The sequence below is a fragment of the Sphingobacterium sp. UBA1897 genome, from assembly GCF_002337775.1.
Taxonomy (GTDB): Bacteria; Bacteroidota; Bacteroidia; order Sphingobacteriales; family Sphingobacteriaceae; genus Sphingobacterium; species Sphingobacterium siyangense.
Genome location: NZ_DDGR01000025.1, coordinates 95,430 through 107,912 on the forward strand (window position 1 = coordinate 95,430; position 12,483 = coordinate 107,912).

The 12,483-nt window shown below is 40.9% G+C and carries 9 protein-coding genes and 1 pseudogene; 4 read left to right on the forward strand and 6 right to left on the reverse strand.

Translation table 11 applies throughout. The annotated features are described in order from the left end of the window. Positions 1 to 19 precede the first annotated feature (19 nt). Positions 20 to 985: a gliding motility protein GldN gene (gldN, locus tag B4N43_RS16275; protein WP_286735615.1), complete on the forward strand. Its 966-nt coding sequence runs from the start codon at positions 20 to 22 to the stop codon at positions 983 to 985. Between the two features lie 405 nt (positions 986 to 1,390). Here gldN and B4N43_RS16280 read toward each other — a convergent pair whose 3' ends face one another. Both B4N43_RS16280 and B4N43_RS16285 read right to left on the reverse strand, forming a co-directional pair. Beyond that, positions 1,391 to 3,073: a RagB/SusD family nutrient uptake outer membrane protein gene (locus B4N43_RS16280; protein ID WP_286735616.1), complete on the reverse strand. Its 1,683-nt coding sequence runs from the start codon at positions 3,071 to 3,073 to the stop codon at positions 1,391 to 1,393. Between the two features lie 11 nt (positions 3,074 to 3,084). Continuing rightward, positions 3,085 to 6,063: a SusC/RagA family TonB-linked outer membrane protein gene (locus tag B4N43_RS16285; RefSeq protein ID WP_286735617.1), complete on the reverse strand. Its 2,979-nt coding sequence runs from the start codon at positions 6,061 to 6,063 to the stop codon at positions 3,085 to 3,087. Between the two features lie 317 nt (positions 6,064 to 6,380). Here B4N43_RS16285 and B4N43_RS16290 point away from each other — a divergent pair, with 317 nt between their 5' ends. Continuing rightward, on the forward strand, positions 6,381 to 7,301 hold the full coding sequence (locus tag B4N43_RS16290) for an Rpn family recombination-promoting nuclease/putative transposase (protein WP_286735618.1): 921 nt from the start codon (positions 6,381 to 6,383) through the stop codon (positions 7,299 to 7,301). A gap of 139 nt (positions 7,302 to 7,440) precedes the next feature. Here the strand turns inward: B4N43_RS16290 and B4N43_RS16295 are convergent. Continuing rightward, positions 7,441 to 7,768, reverse strand: a pseudogene (locus tag B4N43_RS16295) (helix-turn-helix domain-containing protein). 120 nt (positions 7,769 to 7,888) lie between these two features. Between B4N43_RS16295 and B4N43_RS16300 the strand changes: the two are divergent. Next, on the forward strand, positions 7,889 to 8,977 hold the full coding sequence (locus B4N43_RS16300; RefSeq protein ID WP_286735619.1) for a PAS domain-containing sensor histidine kinase: 1,089 nt from the start codon (positions 7,889 to 7,891) through the stop codon (positions 8,975 to 8,977). An 11-nt stretch (positions 8,978 to 8,988) separates the two neighbouring features. On the opposite strand, the gene B4N43_RS16305 is transcribed toward B4N43_RS16300, so the two are convergent. The 3 genes from B4N43_RS16305 to B4N43_RS16315 form a co-directional block, all read right to left on the reverse strand. Further along, a complete protein-coding gene (locus B4N43_RS16305; protein ID WP_286735620.1) occupies positions 8,989 to 9,732 on the reverse strand; it encodes a hypothetical protein in 744 nt (247 codons plus the stop codon). A 211-nt stretch (positions 9,733 to 9,943) separates the two neighbouring features. Beyond that, the gene (locus tag B4N43_RS16310) at positions 9,944 to 10,846 is read right to left on the reverse strand and encodes a helix-turn-helix transcriptional regulator (RefSeq protein WP_286735621.1); all 903 of its coding nucleotides are present in this window, start codon (positions 10,844 to 10,846) and stop codon (positions 9,944 to 9,946) included. 534 nt (positions 10,847 to 11,380) lie between these two features. After that, positions 11,381 to 11,632: a hypothetical protein gene (locus B4N43_RS16315; protein ID WP_286735622.1), complete on the reverse strand. Its 252-nt coding sequence runs from the start codon at positions 11,630 to 11,632 to the stop codon at positions 11,381 to 11,383. Between the two features lie 219 nt (positions 11,633 to 11,851). Here B4N43_RS16315 and B4N43_RS16320 point away from each other — a divergent pair, with 219 nt between their 5' ends. Then, on the forward strand, positions 11,852 to 12,472 hold the full coding sequence (locus B4N43_RS16320; RefSeq protein ID WP_286735623.1) for a hypothetical protein: 621 nt from the start codon (positions 11,852 to 11,854) through the stop codon (positions 12,470 to 12,472). Positions 12,473 to 12,483: the final 11 nt, after the last annotated feature.

Consider the following 12,483-nt stretch of genomic DNA (forward strand, 5'->3'; position numbering starts at 1 on the left):
TCACCATAAATTGAAAGTGATGAACATAAAAATATTAACCACAGTTTTGTTGGGCTTATGCATTGGAACTGTGACAGCTCAGGAGAACACAATTCCTGATACAGTAAATGCAGCTGTTTCTCAGGATATTATTCAAGACACTATTCCTACTTCGGATGGATTTTATCAGGCTAATAATATGGAAGATGCTGTTCCATTCGCCTTTCCTGAGGTAAATAAAAAGAATATCCGTTTTTATAAGCGCGTATGGCGCGATATTGATCTAAAGGATGAAAAGAATGCGATTCTGGCTGTTCCAGGTAATTCTTTGATTGAGGTCGTCATGAAGGCGATCGAAAAAGGAAAACTATCGCTGTATAGTCCAGATGACGATTCTTTTAAAGGAAGATTAAGTGCTCAGGAAGGAATGGCACGATTTGCGGATAGTGTCCTCGTCCCAATTTTTGACGGCGAAGGAAATCAAATTGATTCCAAAATGGCACTGAATGAATTTGATCCTGCTCGCGTTACCAAATTCCGGGTAAAAGAGGATATCTTTTTTGATAAACAGCGCAGTCGCTTGGAGACGCGCATTATTGGCGTGGCACCCTTGATGAATATAACAACTTCGGCTGAACTGGCAGAGTCGGTAGGTGCTACACCAGCTTTTTGGCTTTACTTTCCACAGTTACGTTATGCCTTGGTTCAGGTCGATATCTCCGATCCGGACAAAGGGCTGTATGAAATGAGCATGGATGACTTTTTTGTACAGAACAAGTTTGCAAGTACAATTGTTCGCGAATCCTCTCCAGGGATGTTACAGAATCTAAAAGATACCGAAAATGGTGGGCAGCAGCTTGATGGAAAGAAAGTCGAGGAGAAGCTGGATGCTTATAAGAAAAAATTATGGAGCAATCCAAAAGGGGTTAAGGCCGAAGAGCTTGAAGGGAGTCAATCTCAGCTCCAAAAGAATGAAAACAGTACTCCTGCTGAAAAGAAATTATAACTTTATTATAAAAAGGCTTCCCTATTTGGGAAGTCTTTTATATAGTTAATCACTGTCTGAGGATATGGCATTGATGATCTTTCCATCTTCGAACCGCTCATCATGAAAGCCAAAATTGCCCGAATACCAAATTTCAGGAGCAAATAGAAGTATCTTCGATCTTTAATTGTTATACTAATCTAATATATGTACTATCTAAGCTGTATTAATTTTCTAAATACAATGGGCGAAGCGGCTACGGAGAGATTAGGTTTTAATTGCTCGATCCAAAAGAAATATATAAATAAAGGTTGGAAACGAAGTTCCCAACCCTTTGCATGTTCAAAATATACCTAAATTTTTTCAAAGGTACATTTAAAAATTAAATTAAAGACCACTCCTTTAAATAAACGGTCGTTTTCAATTTTAATATCCCGGATTCTGTGCTAGGCTGCTATTACCGGCAATAGCCTGGTTGGGTACCGGAAAACGATTCAGATACGTGGAAGTACTTGGATTATGATCCCACCACTTTTCTGTCGTGAAAGCCTTCCAACGGATCAGATCGGTACGTCGTCGACCTTCCCCTAAAAACTCAATACTCCATTCATCCAAAATACGGTACTTGTCCATATTGGCGCTAGTCACGGGATTAGGATCGGCAGCATTGGTAAAGTTCCGTTTCCGGACGGTATTGAACAGTTCCGCAGCTTTTTCCTTATTTCCTAATCTATAATCACATTCGGCAAGCATATAGTAAACCTCTGCCAATCGGATAATCGGCATATCAGCTCCCCAGCGTAAGGTATTATTGGCGAGATTCGGGATCGGTACCTTCACCAGGCGTACCCCTGTGTTTTCCTCTCCTTCAGACATTTTAGAAGGTAGCTGGTCGATGGAACTGTATTTTTTCCCTGGCCCAACTTCTGAAAAGCGGCCGACCTGGTCGACAAAGTTCAAGGGCTTGTCCTTATATTCTTCACCGCCAAGAATAGCCTCGCCGCTCGGTGTTTTATGGGGACCAACGATAAACATGCCTTCATATTGGTCCGAGCCGTGATAAAGGTAAGACGCTTTGCGTAGATCGCCTTGGTCGAAGGTTTCAAAAGGTGAACCTAGCTTAAAGTCTGCGGTATAAAGTGAGCCATTGGGTTTCTTCGACGGCGTCAGGTGGGCTCCATTGTTGCCGCCCATGTCCTGTGCAAAGAACTGTTTCGTGTTGTAATGATAGAAGTCGGCATAAAACCAATTGTACTCTAGCATCTTGAATTCGGATGGCATAGACCAAATAATCTCGGGCGATTCATTGTTTTTAAACCCATGTACGCCGTTCCATTTGGTATCTAGGGCATAATCGCCATAAACCTTATTGACAATATCCTGTGCCAATTTTTGGCTTTCAGCATACATCGCTTTACCGATATAGGCCTCTGCATTGAAGTAGAGCTGTGCCAGCATGGCTGCAGCGGCACCTTTTCGGATCGCGCCTTCTTCCTTGTCCCCGGCCTTCTTTGCCGGAAGATTTTCAATAGCAGCTTTAAGTAGCTTTTCGATATGGGCAAAAAGTTCCTGATCGCTATTGCGCGGTAGGGACTCTTGGTCTAGGGATTCGAAAATAGGCATACCCCCAAAATAATCTAATCCACGTAGATAAAAGTAGGCGATCAAGGCATCTAATTGTGCAAGATCTGCTGCTTTCCGCTCGTCGCTCAGGGCAAATTTGCCGTAGTCCAATTTGCTGAGGTCACTTTTTGTATCCAGTGCGAGGGCAACCCCCATCAGCGTTCCGCGCCAGCTTCCCCAAATCCAATTGTCATCCGCCGTCCAACGGTGGTAATGATAGCGCTCATTCTCGCCACCATTATACCAGTGGCGTCCCTTGGTGGTAATGGCAAAATTGTCTGCCGTATATTCCTGAAGGCGCCAACGGTCTTCGCCCATATACCATTTGGCATGGGTAAATGGTCTAAACAAGGCCGCCTTGATGTCTTTCTCGCTTTTGAAAAAGGTGTCCGGCGTGACCGAACTATAAAATTCCTGATCCAATTTGGTGCATCCTGATAGCAATAATGCTACGGATAATGTTGCTATGGAAATGTATTTTTTCATGTTTGCTCGCTTTAAAAGTTTACTTGTAATCCCATCATAAAGGTCCTTGTCTTTGGATAGACATTGCGCTCTTCAAATCCCGGTTCGAGGCCATTGATATTGACTTCGGGATCCAGGCCACTGTAGTTTGTAAATACAAAAAGGTCGCGTGCAGTGGCATAGACACGCAGTGATTTCAGTGGTTTGATCCAATTTTGGCTAAAACGATAACCGATATTCAGCGCGTCAACCTTCAGAAAAGTGCCTTTTTCCAGCCAGTAATCGCTCAACTCTTTTTCACCCTTGATATTTTTATGTTTGTCGTAGGCCTCTTCCAATACATTCTGTCCTTTTACATTGGGCAGGCTATAGTACATATTGATCATATTAAACACATCGTGGCCGATCCAGCTACGCATATAGATACTTGCATCCCAGTTTTTATAGGTAAATTGGTTGTTCCAGGAGAGTTGTAAGGTCGGGATCGCATTGCCGACAAAAGACTTGTCGCCCACGGTCTTGTTGCGGTCGCGCACATCAAAGGCATTTCCATCCTTGTCATAAAGCTTCCAATAGCCGTCATCTGTAAAGCCGGCAAATTTCCAGAGGAAAAACTGGCCAATATCCTGCCCTGGGTACAACCTAACCGCCGAGCCTGGCGAACCAGGTGCCGGGAAGTCTTTCCGGTCGGTAAAGGTCTGACTGCCCCATAAGGTATTGAGCCTGCTTTTGTTATGCGAGGCGACAATGCTGGTGGTATAACTGAAATGATCATTGTCCACGGCTTTAAAGTTCAGTTCAAATTCATATCCGGTATTTTGCATGCTACCCACATTCATAGTGGTTTTATCGTGGATCGCCGGTGGTTGTGAGACGCTGATGTCATAAATCAGATCGTCGATCTTGCGTTTGTAGATATCAAAACGACCGCTTAAACGGTTGTTCAGTACGGTGAAATCTAAACCGAGGTTGTATTCCTTTTTGACCTCCCATTTGATATTTGGATTTTGGTTGTGCATCACGCCGTAGGTTCTGAACCATTTGCCATCCTGCAAAAACCAGGTGTCGGCACTATACATCCGCGTGGCAACTTTTGCATCAAAGCCTTCATTGCCCGTTTCTCCGTAGCCCGCACGTAATTTAAGGTCATTGATAAATTTGACATCTCGTAAGAAGGATTCCTGGGAAACACGCCAGCCTGCGGAAAGTCCCGGAAAGAATCCCCATCTGTTTTTAGGCGCAAATTTGCTGGAACCTTCGTAACGTGCCGTTGCGGTCAGGATATAGCGGTCCATATACGAGTAGTTTACACGTCCGAAAAAAGCGGCAAGCTTCACCCAGGGGTTTTTCCAGGAGCCAATGCCTGCACGTCCGTCAGGTAAATAAGTTCCTGTACCCATATCGTTTTCGCCAATACCATCAACGGGGAAATTGGAGTTTTCGGCCGAAAATCCTTGCCCATTAAAATCCTGGTAACTATAACCTGCCACAGCATTCAGGGAATGAGAGGCCCAGCGGTTTGTATAGTTGGCGGTCCATTCGAAGACGCGGTCATTGAATCGGCTATAATATTGTTTGGCGAATCCGTCCACATTATTCTCCCGCGAAATGCGATGTTGTGCCGATCGGTAATAGTTACCATGTTCGCTGTTGTTCTTTATCCCGATGGTTGCGCTTGTGGTCAGATGTTCCGTGAGGTTTAACTTTAAGGTCGCATTGGCCAAAAGGTATTTGAATTGCTTTTCATCGCTGCGCAGGCGGGCTTCAGCCACAGGATTCCAGGTATCATAACCACCTTCCAGTACATTATATCCACTGACATCATTGGCATCATAAGGTGTTTCCGTAGGATTCATCACCAGGGCCATGTTAAAAATGTCATTGTTGTTGAAGATGTCGCCATTGGAGCCATACGCTTTCACTTGGTTGTAGCTTACATTGGTATTCAACTCCGCAAAACCATCGAAAAATTTGAAGGCACTATTGATCCGTCCGCCGATTTCATCCCGCTTGGAGGTGATCGCCATTCCTTTGGCGTCGCGTTTGGTAAAGGTGGTATAGACATTGGCATTTTCTGAACCGCCGCTGATGTTTGCGACCTGTCGATGGCTAAATGGATTATTGTTGGTAACCTCATCATACCAGTCGGTGCGATGTCCCAGATCTTCACCGAGGCCATATTCGACAAATTTCTCTGCCGATAAGACCTTTGGCCGTTTTCGGATGGATTCGACAAAGTATTCGGAGGTAAAATTTACCTGTGCCTTTCCAACCTGTGGTCGTTTTGTGGTGATCAGGATAACACCGCCAGAGGCACGCGTTCCATAGATCGCGGCAGCGGAGGCGTCCCGTAGTACGTTAATGGATTCGATATCTTCTTTCGCTACGGAATTGATATCGCCACCGGGAACGCCGTCAATAACTACGAGGGGTCCCTGTGAGGCGTTTACTGAATTGACACCGCGCAATTGCAAGGAGATACCCGCATTAGGATCGGTTCCATTGGTGGAGATGACACTGAGTCCCGGAACTTTTCCTTGGATCGCCAAAAGTGGAGAGACGGCACCCGCGACCATGTCTTTCTGTTTGATGCTCGAAACGGCACTGGTCAATTCTTTCTTGTCAAGGGAGCCATAACCGACGACGACAGCCTCATCGAGCTGCTGCGTGTCAGATACCAGTTGCACATTCAAATTGGAGCCATCCGTATACGTGATTTCCCTAGGGCTAAAGCCGATCATTCGAACGACGAGGACAGCATTTCGCTCCACGTTGGTCAGTGTGAATGTACCATTGGCGTCGGTGGAGGTGCTGAGGTTGCTTCCCTTTACAGACACCGTTGCTCCGGCTAGGGGATTGCCCTGTTGGTCCTTAACACTGCCCTTTACTGTTGTTTGGACCTCCTGCACATAAGGTGCATGGGGTAGGGCATAAGCGGCTCCAGCAAAAAAACTGCTGCTGAATAGCAATAATTTAGTAGCCACTTTAAAACTGTTGATTTTAAAATTCATGTGCTAATGTTTATTAAAGGATATTGGTTGTTTACGATGGAAAGGCTTGACAGGCTTTTTTGGGTGTATTCAAGGCCAGCTGTCGGCTCCAGAAAAAATGGATATATTCAAATTCAAGATACTGCATATAATTGGTGTGATATGAACACTAAATTTACAGCATTAGCAGTATAGGTACTGCTGCTTGAGACAATATGAGGATATTTTGAGACGATTTGTGGAGGTGGTCAGATTGTACGATGTCCTTTTTCTTGTTTTGTTTGCTAATAATTTTAGTTTTATTTATATTTGTGCTAATAACCAGTAACTTAATAATTATGGCAAAGTTTAAATATATCGGGAAATATGTTGATCCCAATACCGACTTTGGTTGGAAGCTTTATTTTGGGCGGGAAGAAAATAAAATTCTCTTGATTGAATTCCTCAATAGCTTATTTGAAGGAGAGAAAGTAATTGCCGATTTATTCTACAAATCCGTAGAATATGATGGTGATCAGGAAGATATGCGTCGGGTGGTCTTCGATTTACATTGTATCGGAAGTGATGGCGAGCTATTTGTTATTGAAATGCAGCAATTATTTCAAGAATTTTTTAAAGATCGAGCTGTTTATTATACTTCACGATTGATTAATAAACAATTGTCAAGGGGAAAGAAAGGAAATGATTACTGTCTACCAGAGGTTTACTTTATTGGTGTTTTAGAATTTAAGCTCCATGGAGACGATAAGGTCCTTCCAATGCGTAATACCGAACGCCCCTATTTCTATGATGTTGCATTGTGTGATAAGGATACGCATGAAATTTTTTATGATAAGTTAGGGTACAAATTGGTTTCATTACCGCTCTTCAATAAGACGCCGACAGAATTGCGTACTGTAATGGATCAGTGGCTATATGTGCTTAAACACTTGAGTACCATGGATAAGTTGCCATCTTTTTTGGATAAAAGGATATTTGGTCTTATCTTTGAAGTAGGAGAAATAGGTAAATTAACGGAGGAAGATCGCATGTCATATGAATCAAGTCTAAAACATAAACGAGATGCTGAAAGCGTTTTTAATTCGGCTGTGAGGTCCGGAGAAGCTAAAGGTCTCGCTAAAGGTCTCGCTAAAGGTCTTGCTGAAGGTGAACGTAAAAAAGCTATTGAATCTGCTCGGAAGATGTTGAGGAAAGGTTTTAAAATAGAGGATATCCGTGATATTACTGGACTTTCTATTGAAGAAATTGAAAAACTGTAATCACGGAATTTTTAAGCTTAAAATATTTATTAAAGCCATTTCCAAAAGGGGATGGCTTTCTTTCTAAAGAAACACTCTTTAAATCAATTATCTATTTGCACCTTATTCGGCTCAGTATTTCGGTTAAATTTTAAAAGTTTTAATCTTTGTGCAACAGTTCATAAAGATCGATAATTTTTTTCTGAAGTTGGATTATTTCCTCTTCCCGTTCTTTCAGCTTTTGCTGAATTAAAGTTATTCCGTCAACATAATCATTTACGTGATCTGTTTCAGAAAAAGATAAAAGCTGCACCGCTGTAAAATTAAATAACTTGGCGATCTGGATTAATCTCGAGAGATTTAGATCAGTAATGCCTGTTTCCATTTTTGAAAATGCGGGAACTGATATCCAATTTCTTTGCCACATCCTGTTGGCTCCAGCCTTTTTGGTACCTAAGTAACCTGATTTTTTTCCCTAGTTTATTCATTTTAAACTTTTTTAAAGTTAAGATACGAAAAAAGGATATAAAGAATGGCATCATTTCTGTTGCAATTTCTTAAGAGTTTTCCTATATTTTTAGATTGACGATTACTAAATTTCTTTCTGTATGCCTTTTGATGAGCACTTTTTGTTGTCAGTTCTAAAACGGTCACCTTTAGCCACGGCTATTTATGATAGTCCAGATCTCAATATTGCCTTTGCCAACCAGGCAATGCTGGATACTTGGTGTGCAAGCAGCTCAATTTTAGGACATACTTTTTGTGCCTGTTTTCCCAGTTTTGAAAAGGAGGGGTTTTCATCTATTTTGAAAAATGTCTGGAAGACAGGGATTACCTATCGTGCCAAGGATACTCCAGCAGATATCGTGTCAGGGAGAAATATTATGAAACGGTACTTTGATTTCGAATACCAAGCATTATTGGACGAAGAGGGAAATACCTATGTCATTTTACATACCTCATGGGATGTGACGGAACGAAAACTTGCCTATGATAAAACTGAAAGCCAAAAAGAGCAAATATCTTTCAATAGAAAGCTTGATCTATTGTCCAATACACTTTCCCATGATTTAAAAAATCCGTTATCTATCCTGAGGATGGGAAATGAAATGCTACGTAAAAATATAAGTATGCCTGAAGGTGTTCAGCAAAACTGGTTTGATCATATGCAAGCTGCCATAGAGAATATTCAGTCTATTATTAACCAAACCCTGCAGCTAAATAAAATAAGGGCTGCCAATCCGGTAATGGAATGCTTAGAAATGGATAAAAAGATCGCTGAATGGATCGCTGAAATAAAACTTATTTATCCAGCATCACAGTTGGAGTTTAGATTGGGAAATCTTTACAAGCTGTATACAGACTGTGGTGTCGCTTATCAGATTTTTTTTAATCTGATCTCCAATGCGATGAAATATGCTAAAAATACCCAGCAGGATTATCTTGCGATCTATAGTGAAAAGACAAGCAAAGGCATTGTTTACTATTTGGAAGATAATGGGATCGGCATTCCAGATGAAGACCTGGATGTCATTTTTAAAGCCCATGAGCGCGGAACCAATGCGCTTGAAGCAAAGGGATCGGGCATAGGGCTTTCCTTAGTTAAAGAGTTGATGGAACGTCTGGACGGTAACGTTAATCTCTCTAGTAAGCTGGGTAAGGGGACGATTATTCGCTTGTTCTTTCCAAATAATTAGGTGCTGTTTCGTTATTGTCCGTTAATAGGCAGTTTGCTGATGTAAATGATCGCTGTATCTGTGGAAGTCGGATAAGTTCGCTCATTGCCTTTAACAGACCACTCAAAACGAGTTCCTTCAGCGCCAATATAAAGTCGGTTTTTCTTATCGTGGTAAATATAGTTCAGTTGTCGGCGGAAAGGAAAATCAAGCAGCTGTTCACCTTTATCAGTAACCCTTACTAATTTGTCGGGCTGCATTAACGGGCGTCCATATTCTTTGTCGATGATTTCTTTCGGCTGCGGGACGATTTTGTAAGATTCCTTTTCACTGATCTTTGTTTCTTTTCGATTGACCCGTACTTTATCATAGACTTCATAGCCGTATTTGCCCTTTCTGCTCCAATTTTTACCCTGGTCCAACGAGAATAAAGTCGGACTTGTCGAATGGTCTTGGAAATTACTTAAAGCCATCAGTTCTCCCTGATACATACTGAAGCTAGGTATGGCAAGTCCTTCATCGCGGACCATCTGCCATGAAGCCCCTTTATCCGTAGTCATATAAATCTTGTACATTGTCGCCACAACCAAGGTATCGTCGATATTGCCGTAAATAGCCGATGTCCCTCTGAGCTGTCCCGGGATACTCAATTTCGTCCAGGTAGCATCTTTCGTTTCAATATCGATACGACCCTTCGGCTCATGATGGTCGTCCTTTTGACAAGAGCTGAACAACAGGCTTAGTGCGCAGACAAAAAGTAGTGGTCGTAAAGTCATTTTAAATTGCATGTTTTTTGCGATTTGAGTAAACAAGCTGTGTGATTATTAAGCTTTATATAATTTTAAAGATAGTTATAATAACTGAAAGTTATTATATGCATGGGTATTTATTTTAGTCGCATGATACTCATTTTTGATATAACCATTCTTTAGAGAAAACAACTGGGTATTTTTAATCTTACGCTTAAACTAGATAGTGAGGCGATTCCTATTCTTCATACATGGTTAGAATATTCTTAGCAGTTGATTTTAATTCATCAATTAAACTATTGGGCGCAATGACTCTCATGTCATTCCCAAAAGATAACAATTCCATAAAGAAATCGTGGGTGAGGAATAGTTTCAGCCTCACACGCACTTCTTCATCACTATCAATAAGCAGTACTTGCGATTCGTGTAGAGGTAATGATTTAATATATTTCCCTTGAAAAGGATTGAACGATAAGATAACATCCTCCGGCTTGTCACTATTTTGGCTGATGATACCGAAGCAGTGTCTATAATGCTCATTTACATCAAAATTTTTCGGAGATTCAAATCTCTTTTTCAATATCTCCAATTCCTTCAGCCGGTCCAGTGCAAAACTTTTGATCTGTTCGTTTTTGAGGTCTTTTGCCAACAAGTACCATCTGTTTTTAAATTCCTTCAAAGCAAAGGGCTCAACATGACGGTCAGTTAATCCGTCTTCCCAATATTTTTGATAGACAAACTTGATCTGCAACTGGTTTTTAATGGCATGCAACAAGCCATAAAGATGCTCCGTACCCTGTGGTTTTCGCTTTTCAAAGTGGATATAATTCGATAATCTGTCCGTGAGGTTCAAGGCATTGAACGTGTCGAAAGCTTCCAATATCCGTTCGTTCAACTCCGGTTGTTCTTCTTGGTCAATGTAATAGACCTTTCGTATAAAATCGTATTGGATATCGATATTATAAATGGAGAATATATCTTTTCTATCCCGCTGAAATGTACGCATAGATATATTAAAATCATATTCCTGTAACTCCGACTCTAAAGCCAAATAGTCCGCTATCTCGGTAAAATTAGCCGGACGCTTTCGTAGTTTCTTGATGATAAGGTTGTATCTTGCTATAGCTTCTCTTTTTGACATGTTGCACTGTTTTATTTCTGAAAGATATTTTAGCAAGTTAAGAATAGACTGTGACATTATGTGTCGTTCTCTTACTCTTTATTCCGATTTTCTGGATAAAGCATCGCATAAACTATGACTGACCCAACGGCTCAATTTTAGAATGACCTTTAAGCTCAATATGACGAATACTGAAAGAATCACCCATGTATACCATTGTAAGTTAGTGCCAGGCTGCATAGTCGGTTCTATCTCCACGATCAGCTGGACACCAATTATTAATAAAAATGAGCTCGCTCCGCTTAAAATTAGCAGGAAGATAACGGCTGTAACAACTCCTCTCATGATAATGTTTATTTAATGATGAAGTAAATAATCTTGTGTAAAACCGAACAGGTAAGCCACAGGACAATTAAGCCTGCTATACCAAGTAGAGGCAATGCCACAAAGAAAGAAATATTCATAGCGTTCGCTATACCCATCATGACAGTTAGAATGATGGGTGATGGAAGAAGGCAGATAATGACAGCAATCCATTGCGCTATATTTTTTCGTTTATCCATTGTTGTCCTCCTTTTCTTTTTGGCTGGAATTATTGTCCTTTAGGGCAGCTTCATTCTCAAGCCTCTGTGTTTCTTCTTTTATACCCGCCCAAAAACCTTTGGACAAGAGGAGCCAGCCAAGGATATAGCCTACGATACCCAGTACCCATTTATTCCACGAAAATGCGGTGGCAAATGCCAAGCCAATAGCGAGTCCTATAGTGCCATTGGTTAAGGCTTTGACTAAGATTACAATTGATTTCATAAATATTATTTTTAAAGCTTATTTTATTATGAAAGCAAAAATGCACAGGGATTAGGACAGGAGGTGTCGTGGTGATTGGTTCCCTAATATTTTTGAAAATTATTTGGTGTAAAAAAATTAAGTTATGCCATTTATTGAATTTTTTAATGTGAAAAAATGTGGTTTTATTTATATTTGATGAGTTAAATAAAGTATACGATAAGTTATAACCTGAATTTTATGGAAGGCACTCTTCAAGATTTTATAGCGCTAAATAAAGATTATCCGAATGTGGACCAAATACGCCATGTTGAATTATGTTATGTGAGTGATCAGGATATTCCGTCAGGAAATAGAGGGATAAATCGTGAAGGATATACATATGGAAAATTGCGAAGGGAACCTATTATAAACGAATTGCTGAAGAGGATAGATAATGTGCGTTTAGCTGGTCTAGCTAAAGCTTGTAATGATCGAAATTTAAAGCTGGGTTTTCAAATGTTCAAGGTAAACGGAGCATATTGCTTTTGGTCACTTCGAGTAGGCCCAGTTGTAGAAATTCCCAATTTTGAACAAATGCAAAGAATTTTGGCAAATCAGGCTCTTGCGGCTCCCGCTGTAGCTAATAAGTGTGTGACTGCTGATATGGTACGTAAAGTAACTTATAATTTACTTCATCAAGAGGTCGCAGAAGAGTGTAATATATCTATAAAGGAGGCTGCATACGCAATAGGAAATCAGTTAGATTGTGCGCCGCATGAAGATCCTTCAGGCTATATTTTTATGGTTCCAAATTGGGCCCATAATTGGTTCAGACACAAGGGTTATGTGTCGCAAATGGTTAAAGATTTGAATAAATAAAAGGATAAAAA